Origin of the sequence: Vibrio sp. 10N.261.51.F11 (assembly GCF_041471665.1) — a bacterium.
GTDB classification, from domain to species: domain Bacteria; phylum Pseudomonadota; class Gammaproteobacteria; order Enterobacterales; family Vibrionaceae; genus Vibrio; species Vibrio crassostreae_C.
The window spans coordinates 1-24634 of record NZ_JBFROW010000006.1; the positions used below are offsets into that span (position 1 = coordinate 1).

Sequence of the window (24634 nt, forward strand, 5' to 3'; positions counted from 1 at the left end):
GCGTAGTGACGTGCTGGAGTGTCGTACTCAACGTGAGAAGTTGCGATTGTGATACCGCGCTCACGCTCTTCTGGAGCGTTATCGATAGATGCGAAATCTTTAGCAACACCGCCGTATACTTTTGCAAGAGTAGTACAGATAGCAGCAGTTAGAGTTGTTTTACCGTGGTCAACGTGGCCGATAGTACCAACGTTTACGTGCGGTTTCGTACGTTCAAATTTTTCTTTAGACACAATCGTGTTCCTTCCTAGTTATGATTCGCCACGTTCATTATTGAGCGAGACGCGCCAGAAATTGCTATTTTATGCGCCAACTCTCGTTAGCGCAATATTTGGACGCATTGTTCTTTCAAAAAATGAAAAAAAATGCCTTCCTTTTGTTTAACCACGCTCTGCAATGATTGCTTTTGCAACATTGTTAGGCACTTCAGCGTACTCACTAAACTCCATAGAGTAAGAAGCACGACCTTGTGTCGCAGAACGTAAATCAGTTGCGTAACCGAACATGACAGACAACGGAACTTGTGCACGAATTATCTTCAGGCCAGCTGTCCCCTCGTCCATACCTTCGATGATGCCGCGACGACGGTTAATATCGCCAACAACGTCACCCATCCAGTCTTCTGGAGTAGTTACTTCAACTTTCATCATAGGCTCAAGCAGAACCGGTTGCGCTTCAAGTGCACCCGTTCTGAAAGCCATAGAGGCAGCGATTGTAAACGCCATCTCACTTGAATCTGTTTCATGGTAAGAACCATCATATAGTGTAGCTTTGATATCCAAAACTGGATAGCCAGCAAGCACACCATTGTTCATCTGCTCTTCAACGCCTTTAGCAACTGAAGCGATAAACTCTTTCGGTACGATACCATTGGCAATTTCATCCACAAAGACAAAGCCTTCGCCAGCTTCTGATGGTTCTAGTTTCAGCCATACGTGACCGTACTGACCTTTACCACCATGTTCACGGATAAATTTACCTTCCGCTTTCGCTGTACCACGAATAGTCTCACGGTAAGCCACTTGCGGGTTACCAACGTTGCAGTTCACGCTAAATTCGCGCTTCATACGGTCAACGATGATATCTAAGTGTAGTTCACCCATACCAGAAATCAGAGTCTGGCCAGTTTCCGCATCCATATCAACGCGGAACGATGGGTCTTCCGCTGCTAGTTTACCTAGAGCGATAGTCATTTTATCTTGATCAGCTTGAGAGCTTGGCTCTACAACGATCTGAATAACTGGGTCTGGGAACTCCATGCGCTCAAGAACAATCTTATGGTTCTGGTCACAAAGGGTTTCACCAGTAGTCACATCTTTCAGGCCAATGATGGCTGCGATGTCACCTGCTCGTACTTCTTTTACTTCTTCTCGCTTGTTTGAGTGCATTTGAACAATGCGACCTAAGCGTTCACGTTGTTTCTTCACAGAGTTATAAGCTGTTTTACCGCTTTCAACAACACCAGAGTAAACACGGATGAAAGTTAAAGTACCAACGAATGGGTCTGTTGCAATCTTAAATGCTAGCGCTGAGAACGGTTCTTTGTCGTCTGCGTGACGCTCTGCTTCGTTCTCATCTTCATCGATACCTTTAATTGCAGGTACATCGACTGGAGAAGGAAGGAAATCAACAACTGCATCTAGAACAGCTTGTACACCTTTGTTTTTGAATGCACTACCACAAGTAGCAAGTACGATTTCATTATTAAGGGTACGAGTACGAAGACCTTGTTTGATTTCAGCTTCTGTTAGTTCACCTTCTTCAAGGTACTTATCCATCAGCTCTTCATTTGCTTCTGCAGCAGCTTCAACAAGTTCTGTACGATATTCTTCAGCCATTTCTTGCATGTCTGCAGGAATATCTTCGTATGTGAAAGTCATGCCTTGGTCAGCTTCATTCCAGTTAATTGCCTTCATCTTGATAAGATCGACAACGCCTTGGAAGTTTTCTTCAGCACCAATGTTCAGTTGAATTGGAACAGGAGTTGCGCCTAAGCGGTCCTTGATCTGTTCAACTACGCGCAAGAAGTCAGCGCCGGTACGGTCCATTTTATTAACGAAAACCATACGTGGAACTTGGTACTTATCAGCTTGACGCCATACTGTCTCTGACTGAGGTTCAACACCAGATGAGCCACAGAACACAACAACTGCACCATCAAGCACACGCAGAGAACGTTCTACTTCGATTGTGAAGTCAACGTGTCCAGGAGTGTCGATGATGTTAATACGGTGGTCCGAGAACTGAGCTTCCATACCACGCCAAAACGTAGTGGTTGCTGCTGAAGTGATCGTAATACCGCGCTCTTGCTCTTGCTCCATCCAGTCCATGGTTGCTGCACCATCGTGAACTTCGCCGATTTTGTGAGAAAGACCGGTATAGAACAGAATACGTTCACTTGTGGTTGTTTTGCCTGCATCTACGTGAGCAACGATACCGATATTACGGTATTGCTCTATAGGAGTTTTACGAGCCACGGTTGAATCCTCTTATTAGAGACTTAGGGACTATTGCTATGCCTAGATTATGCGTTAAAAGCGATGCTTCGCTAAAAATTGCTTGCCCTAGAAATAGCAATAGTTCCTAGCATAAGCATAGGAACTAAAGAAGTGCTGCAAGGAACCTTGCAGCACTAAAAAGGTATTACCAACGGTAATGTGCGAACGCTTTGTTTGCGTCAGCCATGCGGTGAACGTCTTCACGTTTCTTAACCGCAGTACCTTTGTTCTCAGACGCGTCTAGCATTTCAGCAGCTAGGCGTTGAGCCATAGATTTTTCACCACGCTTACGCGCAGCTTCAACTACCCAACGCATAGCAAGAGCGTTACGGCGAACCGGACGAACTTCTACAGGTACTTGGTAAGTTGAACCACCTACACGGCGAGATTTAACTTCTACCGCTGGGCGAACATTTTCAAGAGCTTCTTCAAATACAGCTAAGTGGTCTTTACCAGACTTCTCAGCCATTGAATCTAGTGCAGTGTAAACGATTTTTTCTGCAGTAGATTTCTTTCCGTCAACCATAAGGATGTTAACGAATTTTGCCAGCAATTCAGATTTGAACTTAGGATCTGGAAGGATCTTACGCTGACCTATTACGCGACGACGTGGCATGGATATTCTCCGTTGTCTTCTTCAGGTTTTTTCCAAAACTTTTCAGAATAATAAATAAAATAGTGTTTGGCCTTACTTAACGATTTCTTTTTAAAAAAGAGAATCAATTAAGACTTAGGACGTTTCACACCGTACTTAGAACGACCTTGTTTACGGTCGTTAACGCCAGCACAGTCAAGTGCGCCGCGAACAGTGTGGTAACGAACACCCGGAAGGTCTTTTACACGACCGCCACGGATTAGTACAACACTGTGCTCTTGTAGGTTGTGGCCTTCACCGCCGATGTACGAAGTTACTTCGAAACCGTTAGTTAGACGTACACGACATACTTTACGTAGTGCCGAGTTAGGTTTTTTAGGTGTAGTAGTGTAAACACGAGTACATACACCACGTTTTTGTGGGCACGCTTCTAGTGCAGGCACGTTGCTTTTAACAACTTGCTTTACACGAGGTTTGCGAACCAACTGGTTAATAGTTGCCATTAACTAGCTCCTGAAATTTACTTGAAAGTAAGCTTTGTGAAAAATCTATCCCTAATCACAAGTCGTAATTAGGGACGCAAAATTCTATTCAGCAGTGGGAGGTGTGTCAAGAAATATACAGATCTTTTTTAGCCGTCTAGAGCTCAGGATGGTCTACTTTTAACCAAACTGATAAAACACAGCTACCAAGTGACTGATTTGTTGTTCAAAACCGTCAGTTTAACGAAGCCATCGAAGTCAACTTGATCAATGGTACTTGAGACAAGTAGTTGTAAACCTCGGCTATCGAGATCTGGTTTTAACACCGACACCTGCTCTACTGCGCAGATTTGAGTGAATAACTCATGATTGGGAAGGCAAACATACACCGCATCTTCCACCAAAAGATACTGATCTTGTGGCTGAGAATAGGTCAATGCGAGTTTAAGTTTGTCGACTGATTTTACAATATGAAGCATAGCGTCCCCTAGAAAGTCAGTATCTGTTGGCACTGAGCTAACTTCTGCGTTAACTCGTCGGCTTCAACGGTGGTCACATCGATCAGCAGGTTGTCTGCTGAAAGACCAAACTGACTCAGACTACGCTGACACACATACACCTGTTCGATGTCGTACAGGTCCATAAGTTTGAATGCAGAGATGTAGTCACGCGATAGTGTTTCGTCGGGCTGCTGCGCTTTGAGAAGCTGTGTCACGCCATCGCCAACAAAGAACACGGCAATGTCTTCACTATATGCGGACGCAGCAAGCAGGGCGTCTAACCCCTCTCTACCCGCAGCGGTCGTATGAGGGAAACTGTTAAATATAAAGGCTAACTTTCTCAAAACTGCACAACCCTATCTTGCGTTAGTAGCGCTTCCGATAAGCTTCCTAATCCGGCTTGAGTAAATCCAGTGGCTAGGTTAGAGGCACTTAGTTGATGTTGCTCTGCTTCTTCAGAGCTAATCACTCCGCGTCTTAGCGCAGCTGCCACACAGGTTTCAAGGCTAACATCGTGTTCATCAGCCAGCTTTTGCCAAGCAGAAGCTAAATCAAATTCATCGTTAGCCGGTACGGTAAGGTCTGAGCCGTTACTGACGCCATCTTGATAGAAGAACACACTGTGAAGTTTGTGGCCCTGTTTAATCAGAGCCACGGCAAACTGGTAGGCACTTCTTGCTGACTGTGAGCCATAGACTGGCCCATTCACTAGGAGTGTATAGCTTAGCAACCCTCTTCATCCTCTGTTTTACGTTGGCGGATGTATAGGTACACGGTGTGCTTAGAGATGTTCAGTCGCTCAGCAACGCGGTTGATCGCGTCTTTAATATCGAAAATACCTTTGTCGTACAGCTCCATCACGATCTGACGGTTCTTAGTATTGTTCGATACCGATTTGTCAGCGTTAATTTCTTCAATGGTGCGTTCAACCGTTTGGTCGACAAGTTCTTCAACGTCACTAGCGAAGTTAACCGATGATGCGGCTTCGTCTGCGTCTTGTGTAGGCATGAACGATTGCAGCACTTGTGAGAATGGCGCGTCTAGATTCACGTTAATACACAGTAGGCCAATCACTCGGTCTTCACCGTTGCGGATAGCAACCGTGATCGACTTCATCAACACTCCGCCTTTAGCGCGAGTGAAGTATGAACGTGAGAAGTTACGCTTAGAACCTTCAATATCTTTTAGCATCTTCAATGCAAGATCGGTAATCGGCGAGCCAACCTGACGACCTGTATTTTCGCCGTTGGCAATTTTAATCGCAGAAGTATTGAGGTCTTCTAAAGAGTGCAAAACGATTTCACAAAACGGACCAATAAGGCTCGCAATACCGTCAACAACGGCCTCATAAGATCTTAGAATGATTTTATCGTGTTCACTGAATGGCATAACGTGGACTGATTCCATTTCAAGTAACACATCTGCATTGACTGTTTCTGTAGTAGTCACTTATTCCTTACCTTCGTGTGAAAAATCAACAAATTTATGTAAGTTTATCAGAAAATTTTAATTGCACACCTAGCTAACATTGCAACTAGTGATTTAGAACAAGTTTAAAAATCAAATACTCATCTTCAAATCATAAAAAAAGCCTAACTCAAAGTTAGGCTTTTTATTCAATCAACGTATTTTAGTACGAGGCTTTTAACCGATATTACTGTGCAGGAGCTGCTTCAGCGTTATCGATGTTTAGTAGTTCTACTTCGAATACTAGCGTTGAGTTAGCAGGGATAGTCGGTGTGTCTTGCTCACCGTATGCTAGCTCTGGCGGGATAACGAACTTGTACTTAGAACCAACTTGCATCAGTTGTACTCCTTCAGTCCAGCCTGGGATTACGCGGTTAAGTGGGAATGTTGCTGGTTCACCACGGTCGTAAGAGCTGTCGAACTGAGTACCGTCTGTTAGCGTACCTTTGTAGTGAACTTGAACAGTATCAGTGTCTTTTGGAGAAGCGCCTTCGCCAGCTGTCATTACTTGGTAAAGTAGGCCAGATTCAGTTTGCTTAACGCCTTCAGTTTTAGCGAACTCAGCGCGGAAGTCATCACCGGCTTTCTTAGTTTCAGCTGATTTCTCTGCCGCTTGTGCTTGCATCGTTTCAGCAACACGCTTGTCTAGAGCTTCAAGAGCTGCGCGAGTTTCTTCTTCGTTAAGTGCTGTTTTCTCTGCGAATACGTCTTCGATACCTTGAAGAACCATATCTTTGTCTAGGTTGATACCTAGCTCGCTTGGCTTATCAATGCTTGTGCTTAGGTAGTTAGCGAAAGATACACCGATTGCGTAAGCCGCTTTGTCATCTTCTGTTTTAAAGTTTACTGCTTCAACTTTAACTTCTTCTACCTGTGGAGCTTCTGCCTTTGGTTCTTCTTTCTGACAACCAACTGCTAGCATAACCGTTGCGGCAAGCAGTGATACTTTTAAAACTGATTTCATTGAATTCTCCAATTAATGGCCAAGCCATTGGTTATTGTGCACAAATCTAATGATTAGATTGGTGTGAATACGTTAGTTATAACAATATACTAGTCATATGTCTTTCGACACAAACCGGATTATTAGATGTGATGCGAATATTTTTCCACTCATTGCTATGTACAATTGTCATCACCTTGTTAAATGGTTGCTTTTTCTTCCAAGATGATGAGCAGCGTTGGGAAATTGAGCCCAATGGTGCCACCAGCTTTGCACTCAGCAGAGATGGACGCTTCGCCCTGCTCTACTCTCAGCAAAAGCAACTGCTCCTTTGGGACCTCGCCGAAGACCAAGAGTTGGCTCAGCTTGGTCTACAAGACCAGTTAGAAAACCAAGTATCGCGTATCCGTATCTCGGACAATGGCCGTTTTGCCATTACCGCTAGCCAGATGAACTTCGCCGTTTGGGACTTATCTTGGACTCAAGCACAAGGGCTCTGGTCTATCTCCGACGGCTTGATTCGCGATGTCGATATCTCTAGCAATGGTGAAAAAGTACTGCTTGGCCTTTCTAATGGAAAAGCCATCTATGTGGACTTAGTCACCGGACGCCGTCTGGAGTTCCTTGCTCACCGAGAAAAAGTGAATTCAGTCTCCCTCTCTTCTAATGGCCGCTACGCATTATCAGGCGGCAACGACTACAAAGCTTACCTTTGGGATACCGAGTCGGGCTTGGTGTTGCGCACCTTTGAGCATGAACAAAGAGTAGTACGAGTCGCGCTACAACGCGATGGTGAACTGGCTTTTACCTCTGATGGCGGCAATCAAGCGATGATTTGGGATCTTGAAACGGGCGAACCTCAAGCGCAATTGCAAAGCTGGTCTCGACAGTTGATTTTTTCGAGTGCTCGTTTTTCTGATGACGGCAGCATGTTGGTGACGGGCACGCCATCCAGCCAAGTGAGTGTGTGGAATACTCAGGATGGCAAACGAATTTCTCGCCACGATGCTGAGCCACTAAAAGATGCTCGCCCTCCTCGTGCGGTAGTGTATGATGCAGCCTTTGATGATAAGAACCGTGTGATATCGGGCACCTCTGCGGGCATTGCCCAAGCTTGGAATGTGGATTAAGAACGATGACAGAAAAGCGAGTTGAACAACTAGAAAGCCGCGTAAATGACCTAGAGTGTCAGCTAGCTTTCCAAGAACAGACCATTGAAGAACTCAATGAAGCGCTTAGCCAACAACAAATGTTAATCACGAGAATGCAAGATCAGATGAAGTTCGTGGTTGGCAAAGTAAAAAATATGGATGGCTCTAATCTAGCTGACGCATCAGAAGAGACGCCACCTCCACACTATTAAGTGCGGTTCAAAATAACCAATTAAATCTAACGACGCATATCGTTAGTTTCTCGTCCTCAATGTGTAAACACATTTCAGGACGGGACATAGAAAACTAAAAGGGCGACAGATACTTATCTGTCGCCCTTTTGTTTATTTCATCTCAGTGAATAAGCTAAAGCCAATTAAGCCGATACCAACTTAGTCGTCGGCATAAATCTTCACTTCAACACGACCTTGAGTATCAACGCTTGCACGATACATTCCTGAGCTGTTCATACCAAAATGTATATCGCCTTGGCCATCGATAGCGATCAAGCCACCTTCTCCACCCATGGTTTTCAATTCACCTTGAATGATCGTTTCACAAGCGGTGTGCACATCTTCTTTCATATAACGCATTCGTGCTGCGACATCACTGGCGACCATTTTACGTAGGAAGAACTCACCCATCCCGGTTGTTGAGACGGCAACATTGCCATTTTCAGCGATGGTTCCTGCACCAATGATCGGAGAGTCACCCACACGACCGTATTTCTTATTGGTCACGCCACCGGTACTGGTTGCTGCCGCTAAGTTACCCGCTTGGTCTAATGCGACCGCACCAACCGTGCCGTACTTTTTATCGTCAGGGTATTTCTCAGCTTGCTGCTGATCATATTTCGCTTCAGACAGAGCAAAGATGCCTTTCTCTTTCATCGACTGAAGTTGGTCATAGCGGCGCTCAGTAAAGAAGTAGTCTTGCTCGGTAAAGGTGTAGTCATGCTCAAACGCAAACTTCTCGGCACCTTCACCAATCAGCAACACATGGTCGCTTTTCCGCATCACATCACGTGCAAGCTCAATTGGGTTTTTGATATGGCGAACGCCTGCAATAGCACCTGCATCCATTTCGCGGCCATGCATCACAGAAGCGTCCATCTCAACAAATTCATCATGCGTTAAAACAGAGCCCCTACCGGCATTAAAGTGCGGGCTGTCTTCCATCACCTTAACCGATGCCACTACCGCATCCAGAGCATCACCACCCGATTGCAATATTTGATAACCAGCCAAAACCGATTTTTCCAAAGCCTCGGTAATACCCGCTTTTAATTCATAGCTCATTTGCTCGCGCAAGATGGTTCCTGCACCACCATGAATGGCAATTGAAAAAGGCTGTGACATACAAACTCTCCACTGACGTCGTCTTATAATGTTGTGCTATCAATACCACATCCATGGTTCGATGTCTGATAACGAAAACCAAACTTTTACGAATGCTTAGATTTGCGGACACTTAGTTTGGTAGAGAAAAGCGAGGTCAAAAAGCGAGACTCCTAAACGCAAAAAGCCTCCACAAGGGAGGCTTTCAAGATTCTTAAACTAAACCGTTAATTCGGTATTAGTGAGAACCACAGCTACCGCCGCCGCAGCAGCCGTCTTTTTTCTCTTCACCGTGGTCATGGCCTTCGCCACCACAGCAACCGCCTTCGTGGTCATGATCGTGGTCGTGACCGCCACAGCCGCCTTCTTGGTGTACGTGACCGTGTTGAACTTCTTCTTCAGTCGCTTCACGAACCGCTACAACTTCAACGTCAAACGTTAGAGTTTGGCCAGCTAGCATGTGGTTACCATCAACAACAACTTCGTCGCCATCTACTTCAGTAACTTCAACTGGGATTGGACCTTGGTCAGTATCCGCTAGGAAACGCATGCCAACTTCGATTTGCTCAACACCTTGGAATACGTCAGCAGGAACACGTTGAACTAGTGCGTCGTTGTGTTCGCCGTATGCGTCTTCTGGAGTAACAGTTGCAGAGAACTTGTCGCCAGCTACTTTGCCTTCAAGCTCTTTTTCAAGACCTGTAATTAGGTTGTTGTGACCGTGAAGGTAATCTAGTGGAGCTTCTGCAGTTGATTGGTCAACTACTACGCCATCTTCAAGTTTCACTTGATATGCAACACTAACCACTACGTTCTTTTCAATTTTCATGAGAGCTCCAAGGAGGTTTGGACTAAGCTCGAACAGTTGAGCTTAGGAAAAATTCTGTACCGGGATATTATGGGGATCAATTAACGAAACTCAATCATTCTGGCTTAAAAATACCGATCATTTCTTGATTCGCGTGTTCAGATTTCTCTACAGTTTTCGGTTTACGCTGTTCTGTGAAGTCACAATCGACACATTCCACCAGCTCGATATTATTTTCAATCCACCAACGGAGTGTGTCTTGAGTGTTGCAACTTGGGCAGCTTGCCCCTGCGATAAAGCGTTTTTTCTGTTTCACGTTCATATCCTTTACTACTCTGGATTCGCGGTTCTTCCCACTCACTTTATTGATAAGTTAAGCAGAGACCGCGTTTATTATTAGGTTAGTTCTATAGTCTGTTATTTCTATGCCCAAGCTCTATTTCTAAGCTCAAGCATGAGTTATCACTTCAAGCTACTGCCAATAGTTTCGAGATTGGTGATCGTTTTCCATCTCGTGTCCAAAGATCTCTTCAAGTTCTTTACGAGCCTCTTTCGCTCTTTGGGCTAACTCGGCATCTTCGTTATGCTGAGGCAGCAACTCTTTCAGCATACCATTATCCAACTTTCTAAAGTGTGCTTCTGCTCGCTTCGCTTTATATGGATGCATGCCAAGTTCAGTCAATGTTTGACGACCTAAATCCAATGCTCCAAGGAAGGTTTCACGCGAATAGTTACTCACACCGTGGTTAAGTAGTTGATACGCTTCAACACGGCTTCGTGCACGCGCCAAGATCTTTAAGCGTGGGAAGTGCTGCTTACATAAATCGACGGTTTTCATGATTTCATCTGGGGAGTCAGTACACAACACAATCGCCTCTGCTTTATCAGCACCGGCTGCGCGTAATAGCTCTAGGTGAGTCGAGTCTCCGTAAAAGACTTTGTAGCCAAACTTTCTAAGGATATGGATTTGGCTGGCATCACTCTCAAGAACGGTAATACGAATCTTATTAGCGTACATCAAGCGACCGATGATCTGACCGAAGCGACCAAAGCCAGCAATGATCACTCGAGGGCTGCGATCAACCACATCCGAAGACATCGCACTTTCGCTGATTTGGTTCAGTTGACGAGCAAAGAACTTATCTTGCAGCTTAAGCATTAGTGGCGTGGTCACCATAGACAGGCTCACTACTACCAGTAAGAACGACACCTGTTCGCCACTTAAGATGCCCTGCGCACTCGCCGCGGTAAAAATAACGAAAGCAAACTCACCACCTTGGCTAAGAATCATCGCCATTCGGCTACGCGCTTTTGCCTGTGTTCCAAAGATACGAGCTAGCGCGTACAGCACTAAACCTTTCAACACCACGAGGGCCATTACAGCTATTAGTATTGCGAATGGGCTTTCTGCCAATAAACCTAGATTTACCGCCATGCCAACCGAGATAAAGAACAGGCCGAGCAGTAACCCTTTGAATGGGTCAATCGCAATTTCAAGCTCGTGTCGGTATTCACTTTCAGCCAGAAGCACGCCCGCAAGGAAGGTACCTAATGCCATCGATAAGCCAATCTGTTGCATGATCACGGCAATACCAATCACAAGTAACAGCGCTGCAACGGTGAATAACTCACGCACACCACTCATCACTACGTATCGGAAAAGTGGTCTCAACAAGAAGTGGCCACCGACCAGTAGGCCAATCACGCCACCCAGCATCCACAGCATGTCAGCCCAGCTACCGCCGGTATTACCCGCAAGTAGAGGCAACATTGCTAGCATTGGAATAACAGCGATATCTTGGAAAAGCAGTACTGCAAAGCCCGACTGCCCGGCTTCTTTGCCGCCGAGCTCTCGCTCTTCAATAACACGCAAGGCAATCGCAGTCGAAGACAGCGCCAAACCCATACCTATCACGAGACTGGTTTGCCAGGTTAATCCAAATAGACAGGCGATGGCGGTAATAATCAAGGTGGTGATCAACACTTGCGCCCCCCCTAAGCCGAGAATAGGCGCCCGCATCTGCCACAGTTTTTTGGGGTTAAGCTCTAAACCAATAAGGAAGAGCAGCAGCACCACCCCGAACTCTGAGAAATGTAGAATGGCCTCTACGTCACTGATTAGGCCAAGCCCCCATGGACCAATAGCGACACCCGCTAATAAGTAACCTAATACTGAACCTAAGCCTGCTCGCTGCGCGATAGGAACCGCAACCACAGCCGCCGCTAAAAATATAGCGCTACTTTGTAGGAAATCATTAGTCAGAGCCATCATTCGCTCCTATATCTTGTAGCGGATCTCGCAACCAATTTCGATATTCTTCAGCGTGTTGGTAACGCGTCATATCCGAGACATTTCTAGCCCAATGTAAAACTAAAGGTGACATCCAGTGCATCTGGCACAAAGCGGCAGTTAGCTCAAACGGTTGCAAGATCTCTTGTAAGGGATACTTATTATAGCCTGCAGCACCAAATGCCTCTTCTTTACCACCCGTGGTGATAACACTGCGCCAATGCTTACCCTTAAGTGCACTTTGCTCACCAAACGCAAAGCCCTTGCCTAATACTCGATCAAACCACTCCTTCAATAACGAAGGACAAGAATACATAAACAGAGGATGCTGGAACACAATCACATCGTACTGCAGAAGCAGTTCATGCTCATAAGGCACATCAATAAAGAAGTCAGGATAGAGGGCATAAAGATCGTGGATTTTAACATTCCCAAGCGACTCTATCTTTTTAACCATGATCTGGTTAGCGATAGAGGTTTGCGGCTCTGGGTGCGCATAGATCACTAATACCTTTGGCACGGGTTTGTCTATCGAGGGAGTAATACTCATTCCTTTGAAACATTCCTTTAAGGGCTAAACGGTGGCAAGGCCACTAGAATTTAAATAAAAGTTATTAATATGTTATTGGCATCATAACGCAAATTGCATTGTGATCGACTTTTATCTGGATTCAGCCTACTATGCAGGCGTCTGTTCACCTCTAATTTCTATGCTACCTCTATATGATTACTTTCTCTGATATTCAATTGCTACGCGGCGGTAAGCCACTCCTCGACCAAGCATCTGCGACTTTTCACCCTGGCGACAAGATCGGTTTGGTTGGTAAAAACGGCTGTGGTAAATCTACGCTATTCGCCTTAATTAAGGACGAACTGTCTATTGATGCGGGCTCATTCAGCAAACCTGCCCATTGGGAAATGGCTTGGGTTGCTCAAGAAACCCCTGCATTAGAAAGAACAGCAATTGAATACGTGATTGATGGTGACCGTGAATACCGCGGCCTTGAAGATCAACTAGAGAAAGCTGAACAAGCCGACAATGGCACATTGGTAGCAGAGATCCACGGCAAGATTGAAACCATTGGTGGTTACAGCATAAAGGCACGTGCTGCCGAGTTACTGGATGGCCTAGGCTTTAGCCAAGAACAAATGACATGGAACCTGACTCAATTCTCAGGAGGTTGGCGTATGCGTTTGAACCTAGCGCAAGCCCTACTGTGTCGCAGTGACCTACTGCTACTCGATGAGCCTACCAACCACTTGGATTTAGACGCAGTAATGTGGCTAGAGCGTTGGTTACAAAGCTACCCTGGCACGCTAGTGCTTATCTCGCACGATAGAGACTTCTTAGACCCTATCGTCAACCGCATCGTGCACGTTGAAAACCAACAGCTCAATGAGTACACGGGTAACTACTCATCGTTCGAAACCCAACGAGCGCAAAAACTGATTCTGCAACAAGCGATGTACCAAAAGCAGCAGAAACAGATGTCTCACATGCAGAGCTACATTGACCGTTTCCGTTACAAAGCTTCAAAGGCTCGCCAAGCGCAAAGCCGTATTAAAGCGCTAGAGAAAATGGAACAAGTGCTGCCTGCTCAGTTTGATAACCCATTCAGCTTTGAATTTAGAGAACCAGACGCACTACCAAACCCAATCATGATGATGGATGAAGTATCAGCGGGCTATGATGACAATCTGATTCTAGAAAAGATTCGCTTGAACCTAGTACCGGGCAGTCGTATTGGTTTGCTTGGCCGAAATGGCGCTGGTAAATCAACACTGATTAAACTGCTTTCTGGCGAACTGAAACAGCAAGGCGGTGAACTGAGTTATTCGCAAGGCGTTAAGATTGGTTACTTTGCACAGCACCAGTTAGAAACGTTGCACCCAGAAGAAACACCGCTGCAGCACATGATGCAGATTGCCCCTAAACACACCGAGCAACAATTGCGTGATTACCTAGGTAGCTTCGGTTTCCAAGGTGAAAAAGCACTTGATAAAGTAGCACCCTTCTCAGGTGGTGAAAAAGCGCGTTTAGTATTAGCGCTACTGGTATGGCAAAAACCAAACCTGTTGCTACTCGATGAACCAACCAACCACTTGGATCTCGACATGCGTCAAGCGCTGACTTTTGCCCTGCAGACATTTGAAGGCGCAATGGTTATCGTATCGCACGACCGTTACCTACTGCGTGCGACTACCGATGATTTATACCTTGTACACGACCGCCAAGTAGCACCGTTTGATGGTGACTTAAGCGATTACTACAAGTGGCTAACCGAACAGCAGAAAGTTGAGCGCAAAGAAGCACAAGCATTGGCACCAGCAAAAGACGGCGCCAACAGTGCAGCAGCGAAAAAAGAGCAGAAACGAAAAGAAGCCGAGTTCCGTAAACTGACGGCACCACTTCGTAAAAAGCTCACTCAATTTGAAAAGCAGATGGATAAATTAACGCAGGCTCTTGAAGAAGCCGAACAAGAATTATCCGACACTTCACTGTATGAAGCTGAAAATAAGGCTAAACTGAATAAAGTACTCGCTCTCCAAGCGAGCAGTAAGTCACAGCTAGAAGAAGTTGAAATGGATTGGATGTCCACTCAAGAAGAGCTTGAGCAGATGGAACAGGATATGGATAGCTTATGAGTCCAGAGCACGCCCCAATATCACTAACACTGGAACGACTATGGCAATTTAGCCTTCAGTATTACAGTGTGCGCGGTGTAAAGGATGCGTGCCTAGCTTTGCAAAACCAGTTCCACGGCAACGTCAATCTACTGCTGCTTCTCAAATGGCTTGATGAGCAGCAATTGTCTTTTGCTGAAGAGGAGTGGCACAAGGTTCAACAGTGCTTGAGCCGCTCTGAAACCCTGCTTCATAGCTATCGAGAGCTACGTAAACATCTCAAAGCACACGTTGTCGACTCTCTATACCGTGAAGCGCTAAAGTTTGAGTTACAGCTTGAAAAGCAACAACAGTCCGATCTGGTCGACTGTATAAACTCCCTACAACTGTACGCTAACCAGCAATCACCGCTCACTTTTCAGTACTGTCGTTTATTAGGGGCTGAAAACCTCTGCGACGCTTTTTCTGAACCAGCACCACAGCCCTAGCTCGTTCTCTTTCCCTTTTATTCAATCAAGATCCAAGCTTAACCTTGATATTATTCAAACGGTTACCCATAGTCTGTTTTTGTATCTCGTATAAGTGAAGCCTTGCGCTTATGCCGAGAATCAACCAAGCTCAAATAAAAACGTGGGCGTTTCGTTACAAACTCAACACGTTATCAAAACCCGTATAAAGAAGCATGGATCGTTTTTATGACAATATTTACCGCAGCGGCTGGTCTCTCTAATCCGCACTTACAAACCTTAGTGCCACGGTTTATTAGAAAGCAGGCGTTATTTGATCCTCAATGGCAAACCTTAGAAACTCCCGACGGTGATTTCCTCGACCTTGCATGGAGCGAGGACCCGAAGGGAGATAGCCCCAATAGTGATAATAAAAGCAGAGGAGATGCGAATAATAAGCCCATTTTCGTTCTATTCCACGGTTTGGAAGGCAGCTTTGAAAGCCCTTACGCCAATGGACTGATGAATGCGTTTGCTAAAGATGGTTGGTTATCCGTGATGATGCACTTTAGAGGATGCAGCGGAAAACCGAATCGCTTGGCTCGCGCGTACCATTCAGGAGAAGTAGAAGATGCTCGTTTCTTTCTACGACACTTACACGCGCAATTTCCCAATAACCCAAAGGTTGCGGTTGGTATATCTCTAGGCGGAAACATGCTGGCGAACTACTTGGCTGAGTATGCGGACGACCCATTACTGTCGGCGGCAACGATAGTTTCTGCTCCTTTTGATTTAGCTTGCTGCTCCAGTCGTATTGAAAGAGGCTTCTCTAGGCTCTATAAAAAATACCTGCTCAACTCACTCAAATCGAATGCCTTGAAAAAGGTTAAGCTGTTACAAGAAAAAATAGGTATCTCCGCTGAAACCATCAAAAAAATAGACAAACTGTATGAGTTTGATGAAAGGATCACTGCGCCTCTGCATGGATTTAAGAATGCTCAAGACTACTATGCTCAATGTTCAGCGCTTCCAAAACTGAATAAGATTAAGCTACCGACTCAGATCATTCATGCTAAAGACGATCCTTTCATGACTGATGATGTTATTCCAAAATTCGTACTACCAGACAATATTGATTATCGCTTGTTTCAGAAAGGTGGCCATGTGGGGTTCATTACCGGTAGCACGCTCAAGCCCAGGTTTTGGCTAGAAGAAGCATTGCCAGCCTACTATGAAAGTATCCAAGATTCGGCATAATGACCGAGCCTTTTTAAGGACTGAGTGGTAGACGTCACTAGACGCAGTAATCAACACATCAATAAACCTATTTATGAACATAAAAGAGAGAAGTATTTATGATCATCCCATGGCAAGACATTGCACCAGAAACACTGGAAAACCTCATCAAAGAGTTCGTGCTGCGTGAAGGTACAGACTACGGCGACGTAGAGGTTTCATTGCAAAACAAGATTGACCAAGTGAAACATCAATTAGCCTCAGGAGAAGTCAGTATCGTATTTTCTGAGCTGCATGAAACCGTTGATATTCAAGTCACAAAACGCTTCTAGGCTGCGCTCATAAAGGAGCCGTGTTATAGTGGTAAACGATTGCTAACAAGTAAGTTACTCAAAAGACAAGGGTTGTCATGTCCGCTAAACATCCAATTATTGCGGTGACGGGTTCATCTGGAGCCGGCACCACCACCACCTCAGAAGCCTTCCGTAAAATGTTCAATATGATGGACGTGAAGGCCGCTTGGGTTGAAGGGGATAGTTTCCATCGCTTCACTCGCCCAGAGATGGATGTCGAGATCCGTAAAGCGCGCGAGCAAGGTAAGCACATCAGCTACTTTGGTCCTCAAGCCAACGACTTTGGTGCGCTAGAAGAGTTCTTCCGTAAATACGGTAACGAAGGTACAGGTAAAGTAAGAAGCTACCTACACACCTTCGATGAAGCCGTGCCTTACAATCAAATGCCGGGCACCTTCACGCCATGGCAAGAGATCCCTGAAAACTCCGATGTGATGTTTTACGAAGGCCTGCACGGCGGTGTGGTTGATGGCGACATTAACGTTTCTCAACACGTCGATTTGCTGATTGGCATGGTACCTATCGTAAACCTAGAGTGGATTCAAAAATTCGTTCGTGACACCCGCGATCGTGGCCACTCACGCGAAGCCGTAATGGATTCCATTGTTCGTTCGATGGATGATTACCTTAACTACATTACCCCGCAATTTTCGCGCACTCACATCAACTTTCAGCGTGTTCCAACCGTAGATACATCTAACCCTCTCAACGCCAAAGGGATTCCAAGTTTAGACGAAAGCTTCGTAGTTATACGTTTGCGTGGCATCAAAAACGTCGATTTCCCTTACCTTTTAGCTATGATTGATGGCTCATTTATGTCTCGCCACAACACGCTTGTGGTACCAGGAGGGAAGATGAGTTTTGCTATGGAGCTCATTGTAAGGCCGATCCTACAACAACTCATCGAAACCGGAAAAATTGGTTAACAGAGCACCATTCTGGTTGATTACTTTTCATACCGTGATCATGTGCACAATTTTGCGTAAAAAATCGTAGCTTGGTCACGATTAAAATCAAGAAATAGTACCTGAAAAAGGATACTATTCTTAAACGAAACACAAGATAGCTTGCAGCGCTCAACGAGTGCTCTTATCCTACAAGTCAATCCAGGCTTAGCTAAAATACGGAAAGCGGCAAGCATACCCTGCAGAGGAAGTGAGATATTATGGTTCTAGGTAAACCTCAAACCGATCCAACATTAGAGTGGTTCCTTTCACACTGTCATATTCATAAGTACCCATCAAAAAGTACTTTGATTCATGCTGGTGAAAAGGCAGAAACCTTGTACTACATTGTTAAAGGTTCTGTGGCAGTTCTTATCAAAGACGAAGAAGGTAAGGAAATGATTCTTTCTTACCTAAACCAAGGCGACTTCATCGGTGAGCTAGGCTTATTCGAAGAAGACCAAGAGCGTACAGCTTGGGTTCGTGCAAAATCTCCTTGTGAAGTAGCTGAAATTTCTTTCAAGAAATTCCGTCAACTTATCCAAGTGAACCCAGACATCCTAATGCGTCTATCAGCGCAAATGGCAAACCGTCTACAAGTAACTAGCCAAAAAGTTGGTGACTTAGCGTTCCTTGACGTAACTGGTCGTATCGCACAAACGCTACTAAACCTAGCAAAACAACCAGATGCAATGACTCACCCTGACGGCATGCAAATCAAGATCACTCGCCAAGAGATTGGCCAGATTGTTGGTTGTTCTCGTGAGACAGTTGGTCGTATCTTGAAAATGCTAGAAGAGCAGAACCTAATTTCTGCACACGGTAAAACTATCGTGGTATATGGCACTCGTTAATCTCGATTAACTGAGCCTAAAATTTGAAAGCCACCAAATGCAAATTTGGTGGCTTTTTTGTTTTCTAAAGATCTACAAAGAAAATACGAATGAAACACCTACAGCTTCGAAGCGCAAACACTCTCGAAGCGAAGCCTATCTGCATCTTTAGGGTAAAGTCCGTTCTCGTATCTTTCTTTAACCGTTAGTGCTTTCGAAGATCTTGTCAGCCGATGCTGCCACAAAACCGGTATAAAGCTCACCATTAGCCATCGCATAACGCTTAGCGAACTCATAGAAGCCTCCAGGAATCATCTCATTGCCCTCAACAAATGAAACTGGGACTTTATCTGCCATTGTTGATGATTGCTCTAATAAGACCTCTGGAGAGCCTTTAACCTGGCCACCAGATGCATTGATCGTGAAGCCTGATTCGCTCAAACAATCATTCACTGCCTGCACTTCATCAAAAGCATCGAGTTGATTAACGCTCACTGTAAAGTGGTTGGCACCGTAACCATGAGCTGCGAGCCAAGACGCGTATTCACTTTCTTTTGCAAGCACTTGGAAATCTGCGAAGCTCAAGTCCCATAGACGACCACCAAACAAGAATTCATGGCCTTGAAGCTTGCTTACGTCGACTTGCTCAACCAATTTAGCAACGATCTGTTGTAAGTCACTTGAACACTCTTCGACCTTCAACTCACTAATGAACACTTTAGGTTGATTTGGATCTGGGTGCTCGTAATGCTTCGCGACTAGCTTCTTACTCTCAAACAAGTAATCGCCACACGCTTTATAACCTAGCTCAAGGAAAGGCTTAGCCAATGTTTCAATACCTAGCGGAGCAACATTGAAAGTACGCAGTGCAATGTGATCATTAATCAGAGCTTCGTCTTCTTTCAGCAAGTGATGTACTTTCTCAGCCGATGGACAAAGCCTGTGAATGTAATCGTCCCAAAGTGATTTAAAGAGTAGATCGGGCGTCATTGTGACTCCTTGTCAGAGGTTCTAGCAAGCTAGTAATTTGGATTAGAAAGGGAGAGGCTGAGACACAGAGTCAGCAGCCATCAGCCTGTGACATACTTTTCTATTATTATCTACCGCCCAATCTAGGTGTTGGGCGTGATGGAAAAAGGAAGCGATACCACCGCTTCCTATTTCAAACTTAACGCATAAGCCTAAGACTCATTAGCCTAAATTAAAGCTCAATACCTGGGCTAAACGTTGCCGGAAGTTGAGTTTCGCCACCTTCCATTGAAGCCATAGGGTAAGCACAGTAGTCAGCCGCGTAGTAAGCACTTGGGCGTAAGTTGCCCGAAGCACCTGGACCACCAAATGGAGCATCGCCACTTGCGCCTGTTAGCTGGCGGTTACGGTTAACAATGCCCGCACGGATATGGTCAACAAAGTATTCCCATTCAGAATCATCTGTTGATACTAAGCCAGCAGATAAACCAAAGCGTGTGTCGTTAGCTAGCTCAACCGCTTGCTCTAGCGATTGATAACGGACCACTTGTAGCAATGGACCAAAGTACTCTTCATCCGGCAGTTCAGCAATGTTGGTTGCGTCGATAATACCAGGAGAAACAAACGCCGCCTGACCCGCTTTTGCTTCTACTAGACTTACACCGCCTAACGATTGCAGATTCGCTTGTGCGTCCAGAATGAACTTAGCCGCAGCTTCAGAGATCTGTGGGCCCATGAAGGGTGCTGGCTCAGCGAATGGCTGATCGACACGAATTTTCAAGGTCGCAGCAACGAGCTTATCCAGTAGTTGATCGCCCTTATCTCCTATTGGAACATACAAGCGACGTGCACATGTACAACGTTGACCCGCACTGATGAAAGCTGATTGGATGATAGTGTATACCGTTGCGTCTGCATCACCGTATTGGTCGCTGATCACCATAGGGTTGTTGCCGCCCATTTCTAGTGCCAGCATCTTGCCCGGTTGGCCCGCGAATTGACGATGCAGGATATGACCGGTATTGGCACTACCTGTGAACAGCACGCCATCAAGGCCTTTAGCATCAGCCAGTGCGATACCTGTCTCTTTGGCACCTTGTACTAGGTTAATTACGCCAGCAGGAAGGCCAGCTTCTTGCCATAGTTTCATCGCAAACTCACCCGTCCAAGGTGTCTGCTCTGACGGCTTAAATACCACGGTATTACCCGATAGCAGTGCTGGAACAATATGACCGTTAGGTAGATGACCAGGGAAGTTATAAGGACCAAATACTGCCATTACGCCTAATGGACGATGACGCAGTACAATTTGGTTGCCTGCAGCTTCACGTGAAGCTTCACCAGTACGTTCATGGTAAGCACGAATTGAAATAGCAATCTTGCCCGCCATTGCGCCCGCTTCAGTGCGAGTTTCCCAAATCGGTTTGCCCGTCTCTTTCGCGATGATTTGCGCGATTTCTTCGCTGTTCTCTTTAACTTTCTCAGCAAAGTTCAACACGATCGCTTCACGCTCTGCAAAGCTCAGTTTTTTCCAAACCAAGAAGGCTTCACGAGCTGCTGCTACTGCAGATTCAACCTGTGCTGGTGTCGCGCTATCACCCTGCCACACTACTTCATTGTTGTATGGACTTACTGATGTCATGGCGTCACCTTGACCTGCCACCCACTGTCCTGCTATCCACTGAGTCATACTTCTATCCTTAAAATCTTCGACAGATAATCGCCGCTCTTATTGAGCCAACATGCGAACGAATTCGCCTTCTTTTACTTCAAGAGCGCTTGCTACTTCAGATGATAAAATCACTGTGTCGCTTGCTTGGTCATACGCACCTTTCGCGGCTACTGCGCGGAAGTTCTCAAATGAGGTATTACCAATTAGGAAGTCTTTAGAGCTAGAGTGCTCTGCAATTTGAACCTGTGCTCGAATAGAGTGACGTACAGATTCGATGTTTCTTAAATCACACTCGACCGTTGGTCCCGCATCAAAGATGTCGACATAACCACGGTTGGTGAAACCTTCACGTTCCAACAGTTTCAATGCTGGGCGGGTGTTATCGTGCACTTGACCAATCACCGCCTGAGCTTCTTCACTCAATAGGTTTACATAGATTGGCAGTTTCGGCATAAGGTCTGCGATGAAGCCTTTCTTACCAATACCGGTTAGGTAATCGGCTAGTGTGAAATCAATCGAGAAGAAGTGCTCTTGCAACCACTTCCAGAATGGCGAGTTGCCTTCTGCATCTGATACACCACGCATCTCAGCAAAGATCGTTTTTGAGAAACGCTCTGGGTGCTCAGCCATCAGTAGGAAACGACACTTAGACATCAGTCGACCGTTTAAGCCTTTGCGGTAATCAGGACGTAAGAACAGCGTACAAATTTCGCTGCAGCCTGTGTAGTTATTACCAAACGTCAACAGCTTAACCACGTTATTCACTTTAAGGCGCTGTGAAGAGTGAACCACTTTACTGATGTGGTACGAGTAAAAAGGCACATCCCAGCCAATGGAAGCTTCGATACCCGTTGTACCAGCAACTTCGCCAGTTTCAGTGTCGAAGCCAACCATTAGGTAGCCTTCATCACCAGGTTCAGTCACGTCTTGTTTAGCAAAGCTGTATTCAGAATGAGTAATTCGGTTGGTTAACAGTTCTTCGTTAACCGGAAGAGATGTGAATCCGTGACCAGACTCAACCGCGCAGGTATGCAACGCATCGTAATCAGATAATTTTATTGGGCGAACAACTAGCATCAATATTCCCTCCAGATGCAAAACAGGCCCAAAACGAGAATCTTGGGCCTTTAGCAGTACGTCATGGGATCGCTCTAATGGCGATCATTCCTATGACGCCGCTCAGGCTAAACTAGCGTAGCGATTGCTTTGTCTAGTTTTGATAAACCTTCTTCAATTTCTTGTGTAGTGATAACCAGTGATGGCGTGAAACGAACCACATTTGCACCCGCAACCAGTACCATCAAGCCTTGTTCGCCTGCTGCTACTAATACATCACGAGCACGACCTTGCCACGCTTCATTAAGTGCAGCACCTAGCAATAGGCCTTTACCGCGAACTTCACTGAATATTTGGTATTTGTCGTTAATCTTAGCTAAACCGTCACGAAACAGCGCTTCACGCTCTTTTACGCCAGCTAAGGTTTCTGGTTGGCTAACGACGTCAACAACCGCTTCAGCAACGGCACACGCTAGTGGGTTACCGCCGTATGTTGAACCGTGCGTACCGACTTTTAGGTGTGTCGCGAGTTCAGTCGTTGTTAGCATCGCGCCGATAGGGAAACCACCACCGAGTGATTTTGCTGTACTTAAGATATCAGGTGTCACACCTAGGCCTTGATACGCATAAAAATTGCCCGTACGGCCATTACCTGTTTGCACTTCATCAAAAATAAGCAGCGCATTGTGCTTGTCACACAGCTCACGAACCGTGTTCACAAACTCAGAGGTTGGAGAGATGATGCCACCCTCACCTTGCAGAGGTTCCATCATGATTGCACATGTGCGATCAGAGATGTGCGCTTCTAGCGCGGCAATATCATTGTAAGGCAGGTGAGTTACATCGCCCGGTTTAGGACCGAAGCCGTCAGAATAAGCTTCTTGACCACCTACAGTTACAGTAAAGAAAGTACGACCATGGAAACCTTGTTTGAATGCAATGATTTCAGATTTCTCAGGACCGTGAACATCCGCAGCCCAACGACGAGCTAGCTTAAGTGCTGCTTCGTTCGCTTCTGCACCAGAGTTCGCAAAGAATACTTTTTCTGCAAAACATACGTCAGTTAGCTTCTTCGCTAGACGCAGTGCAGGTTCGTTAGTCATTACATTACTTAGGTGCCAAATCTTGTTTGCTTGCTCGGTAACAGCATTCACCATTGCTGGGTGACAGTGACCCAAACAGCTCACAGCGATACCACCAGCAAAGTCGATATACTCTCGGCCTTGTTGGTCCCAAACGCGTGCGCCTTCCCCTTTTACCGGGATCATTTCCATTGGGTTATAACAAGGCACCATCACCTCATTAAACAGACTACGTTCTACTTTTTTTTCCACTGTCATCGTACATTCCTTTTCGATACCGCAAGCTTCGCAAATAAGCGTACTGGTTCATAAGTGAGACAAAGATATTTTCTCTCGCCATAATCCCGCTGCAGCATTATATTTACATTTAATTAACGTTTTCAATAGTAGATTATTCTTTAGCTATCCCTAACAACCAGCTAAACGTCACTACCTATGACTATTTATGCATCAATTAATCTGTTTTATGAAGCTTTTTTTACCTAAACGTATAACCTGCAACGGCAAAGCCTTACTGGCATTGCGGTATATTGGGTTCGAGACGAAATAAGGCGAATAATTTTGCATAGGCTAAAAACTTAGCCTTAAGAGGGAGAAATGTTATAAAAAGTGATCAGCGTCAGAGGAGTAAGAGACGCGTAGCGCCCGAATTTAAACGCTTAACGAATGGACTAACAGGTTTAACTGGCTTATTTAGGCGGAGAAAGGGTCAAATTTAAACACTCAACGCGCTAAGAAGTTAGCAAGAAGCTGGTGTCCTTGCTCTGTTTTAATCGATTCAGGGTGAAATTGGACGGCATCAATCGGCAAGGTTTTGTGTTGATAACCCATGATCTCATCCATACTGCCATCTTCAAATTCTGTCCAAGAAGTGAGTTCAAAGCAGTCAGGGAGCGTACCATTTTTCACCACTAAAGAGTGGTAACGAGTCACAGTCAGAGGATTATTGAGACCTTGAAAAACGCTCTTACCGTTATGACGGATCGGAGAGGTTTTACCATGCATCACTTGTCTGGCTCTCACCACTTCACCACCAAAGACTTGAGCAATGGCTTGATGACCAAGACACACACCTAAGATCGGCAGCTTACCAACGAAGTGTTCAATCACCTGCAGCGAAATTCCCGCATCATCGGGCGTACATGGGCCCGGCGAGATAACAAGATGGCTAGGATTTAGCGCTTCGATGCCCGCAATATCAATCTCATCGTTGCGAACAACTTTTACAGTTACCCCTAACTCACAGAAATACTGATACAAGTTATAGGTAAAAGAGTCGTAGTTATCGATGATAAGTAACATGGGTCGAAATCGTTTGCTAAATACTAAAGGATTGGGAGATATAGG

The 24634-nt window shown here is 45.5% G+C and carries 27 protein-coding genes; 8 read left to right on the plus strand and 19 right to left on the minus strand.

The window, feature by feature from the left end; translation table 11 throughout:
* The 9 genes from AB4351_RS03110 to fkpA all read right to left on the minus strand — a co-directional run.
* Nucleotides 1–233, minus strand: a 233-nt coding sequence (locus AB4351_RS03110) for a GTP-binding protein (protein ID WP_240698606.1), incomplete at its 3' end; no start/stop codon positions are given.
* Between the two features lie 147 nt (nucleotides 234–380).
* Nucleotides 381–2477: an elongation factor G gene (gene fusA, locus AB4351_RS03115; RefSeq protein WP_017061101.1), complete on the minus strand. Its 2097-nt coding sequence runs from the start codon at nucleotides 2475–2477 to the stop codon at nucleotides 381–383.
* A gap of 166 nt (nucleotides 2478–2643) precedes the next feature.
* A complete protein-coding gene (gene rpsG / locus AB4351_RS03120; protein ID WP_010435163.1) occupies nucleotides 2644–3114 on the minus strand; it encodes a 30S ribosomal protein S7 in 471 nt (156 codons plus the stop codon).
* Nucleotides 3115–3221: 107 nt separating this feature from the next.
* Nucleotides 3222–3596 (minus strand): 30S ribosomal protein S12, encoded by a 375-nt coding sequence (gene rpsL / locus AB4351_RS03125; protein WP_004737194.1) that lies wholly within the window; start codon nucleotides 3594–3596, stop codon nucleotides 3222–3224.
* Nucleotides 3597–3778: 182 nt separating this feature from the next.
* Complete coding sequence (tusB, locus tag AB4351_RS03130; protein ID WP_372125044.1) at nucleotides 3779–4054, minus strand: sulfurtransferase complex subunit TusB; 276 nt, start codon at nucleotides 4052–4054, stop codon at nucleotides 3779–3781.
* A gap of 8 nt (nucleotides 4055–4062) precedes the next feature.
* On the minus strand, nucleotides 4063–4419 hold the full coding sequence (tusC, locus tag AB4351_RS03135; RefSeq protein ID WP_017063710.1) for a sulfurtransferase complex subunit TusC: 357 nt from the start codon (nucleotides 4417–4419) through the stop codon (nucleotides 4063–4065).
* Nucleotides 4416–4805, minus strand: coding sequence for a sulfurtransferase complex subunit TusD (gene tusD / locus AB4351_RS03140; protein WP_017063709.1), 390 nt, complete (start codon nucleotides 4803–4805; stop codon nucleotides 4416–4418). The genes tusC and tusD overlap by 4 nt, the downstream gene beginning before the upstream one ends.
* Entirely contained in the window at nucleotides 4799–5524 is a 726-nt protein-coding gene (locus AB4351_RS03145; protein WP_004729851.1) for a transcriptional regulator, read from the minus strand. The genes tusD and AB4351_RS03145 overlap by 7 nt, the downstream gene beginning before the upstream one ends.
* 205 nt (nucleotides 5525–5729) lie before the next feature.
* Entirely contained in the window at nucleotides 5730–6506 is a 777-nt protein-coding gene (fkpA, locus tag AB4351_RS03150) for an FKBP-type peptidyl-prolyl cis-trans isomerase (protein WP_102393029.1), read from the minus strand.
* A gap of 131 nt (nucleotides 6507–6637) precedes the next feature.
* On the opposite strand from fkpA, the gene AB4351_RS03155 reads away from it, so the two are divergent.
* Nucleotides 6638–7615 carry a WD40 repeat domain-containing protein gene (locus tag AB4351_RS03155; protein WP_372125092.1) on the plus strand — a complete coding sequence of 326 codons (978 nt, stop codon included), beginning with the start codon at nucleotides 6638–6640 and terminating at the stop codon, nucleotides 7613–7615.
* Between the two features lie 5 nt (nucleotides 7616–7620).
* Nucleotides 7621–7848, plus strand: coding sequence for a SlyX family protein (locus AB4351_RS03160; RefSeq protein WP_009848930.1), 228 nt, complete (start codon nucleotides 7621–7623; stop codon nucleotides 7846–7848).
* A 180-nt stretch (nucleotides 7849–8028) separates the two neighbouring features.
* On the opposite strand, the gene AB4351_RS03165 is transcribed toward AB4351_RS03160, so the two are convergent.
* The 5 genes from AB4351_RS03165 to kefG all read right to left on the minus strand — a co-directional run bounded on the left by AB4351_RS03165 (nucleotide 8029) and on the right by kefG (nucleotide 12621).
* The gene (locus AB4351_RS03165; protein WP_372125046.1) at nucleotides 8029–8994 is read right to left on the minus strand and encodes an isoaspartyl peptidase/L-asparaginase family protein; all 966 of its coding nucleotides are present in this window, start codon (nucleotides 8992–8994) and stop codon (nucleotides 8029–8031) included.
* 217 nt (nucleotides 8995–9211) lie between these two features.
* Nucleotides 9212–9802, minus strand: coding sequence for a peptidylprolyl isomerase (gene slyD / locus AB4351_RS03170; RefSeq protein ID WP_017061108.1), 591 nt, complete (start codon nucleotides 9800–9802; stop codon nucleotides 9212–9214).
* A gap of 94 nt (nucleotides 9803–9896) precedes the next feature.
* Entirely contained in the window at nucleotides 9897–10097 is a 201-nt protein-coding gene (locus AB4351_RS03175) for a YheV family putative zinc ribbon protein (protein WP_029235422.1), read from the minus strand.
* Between the two features lie 156 nt (nucleotides 10098–10253).
* The gene (gene kefB / locus AB4351_RS03180; protein ID WP_372125048.1) at nucleotides 10254–12050 is read right to left on the minus strand and encodes a glutathione-regulated potassium-efflux system protein KefB; all 1797 of its coding nucleotides are present in this window, start codon (nucleotides 12048–12050) and stop codon (nucleotides 10254–10256) included.
* Nucleotides 12037–12621, minus strand: coding sequence for a glutathione-regulated potassium-efflux system ancillary protein KefG (gene kefG, locus AB4351_RS03185; protein ID WP_010435196.1), 585 nt, complete (start codon nucleotides 12619–12621; stop codon nucleotides 12037–12039). The genes kefB and kefG overlap by 14 nt, the downstream gene beginning before the upstream one ends.
* A gap of 173 nt (nucleotides 12622–12794) precedes the next feature.
* Between kefG and AB4351_RS03190 the strand changes: the two genes are divergently transcribed.
* The 6 genes from AB4351_RS03190 (at nucleotide 12795) to crp (ending at nucleotide 18529) form a co-directional block, all read left to right on the plus strand.
* Entirely contained in the window at nucleotides 12795–14717 is a 1923-nt protein-coding gene (locus AB4351_RS03190; RefSeq protein WP_017061112.1) for an ABC transporter ATP-binding protein, read from the plus strand.
* Nucleotides 14714–15184, plus strand: a complete 471-nt coding sequence (locus AB4351_RS03195; RefSeq protein ID WP_017066206.1) for a TIGR02444 family protein — start codon at nucleotides 14714–14716, stop codon at nucleotides 15182–15184. The genes AB4351_RS03190 and AB4351_RS03195 overlap by 4 nt, the downstream gene beginning before the upstream one ends.
* Before the next feature lie 207 nt (nucleotides 15185–15391).
* Nucleotides 15392–16399, plus strand: a complete 1008-nt coding sequence (locus AB4351_RS03200; protein ID WP_016783703.1) for a hydrolase — start codon at nucleotides 15392–15394, stop codon at nucleotides 16397–16399.
* A gap of 98 nt (nucleotides 16400–16497) precedes the next feature.
* Nucleotides 16498–16710, plus strand: coding sequence for a YheU family protein (locus AB4351_RS03205; RefSeq protein WP_010435208.1), 213 nt, complete (start codon nucleotides 16498–16500; stop codon nucleotides 16708–16710).
* A gap of 77 nt (nucleotides 16711–16787) precedes the next feature.
* Complete coding sequence (locus AB4351_RS03210; protein WP_010435210.1) at nucleotides 16788–17657, plus strand: phosphoribulokinase; 870 nt, start codon at nucleotides 16788–16790, stop codon at nucleotides 17655–17657.
* Nucleotides 17658–17896: 239 nt separating this feature from the next.
* The gene (crp, locus tag AB4351_RS03215; protein WP_004729651.1) at nucleotides 17897–18529 is read left to right on the plus strand and encodes a cAMP-activated global transcriptional regulator CRP; all 633 of its coding nucleotides are present in this window, start codon (nucleotides 17897–17899) and stop codon (nucleotides 18527–18529) included.
* Between the two features lie 177 nt (nucleotides 18530–18706).
* On the opposite strand, the gene AB4351_RS03220 is transcribed toward crp, so the two are convergent.
* From AB4351_RS03220 to AB4351_RS03240, 5 genes are all read right to left on the minus strand, one after another.
* Nucleotides 18707–19498, minus strand: coding sequence for a DUF1338 domain-containing protein (locus AB4351_RS03220; RefSeq protein ID WP_102398323.1), 792 nt, complete (start codon nucleotides 19496–19498; stop codon nucleotides 18707–18709).
* A gap of 211 nt (nucleotides 19499–19709) precedes the next feature.
* Nucleotides 19710–21167 carry a succinylglutamate-semialdehyde dehydrogenase gene (astD, locus tag AB4351_RS03225; RefSeq protein ID WP_102319996.1) on the minus strand — a complete coding sequence of 486 codons (1458 nt, stop codon included), beginning with the start codon at nucleotides 21165–21167 and terminating at the stop codon, nucleotides 19710–19712.
* Nucleotides 21168–21206: 39 nt separating this feature from the next.
* Complete coding sequence (astA, locus tag AB4351_RS03230; protein WP_372125051.1) at nucleotides 21207–22226, minus strand: arginine N-succinyltransferase; 1020 nt, start codon at nucleotides 22224–22226, stop codon at nucleotides 21207–21209.
* Between the two features lie 107 nt (nucleotides 22227–22333).
* The gene (locus AB4351_RS03235; RefSeq protein ID WP_065207400.1) at nucleotides 22334–23545 is read right to left on the minus strand and encodes an aspartate aminotransferase family protein; all 1212 of its coding nucleotides are present in this window, start codon (nucleotides 23543–23545) and stop codon (nucleotides 22334–22336) included.
* A 465-nt stretch (nucleotides 23546–24010) separates the two neighbouring features.
* Nucleotides 24011–24589 (minus strand): aminodeoxychorismate/anthranilate synthase component II, encoded by a 579-nt coding sequence (locus AB4351_RS03240; RefSeq protein WP_009848915.1) that lies wholly within the window; start codon nucleotides 24587–24589, stop codon nucleotides 24011–24013.
* Nucleotides 24590–24634: the final 45 nt, after the last annotated feature.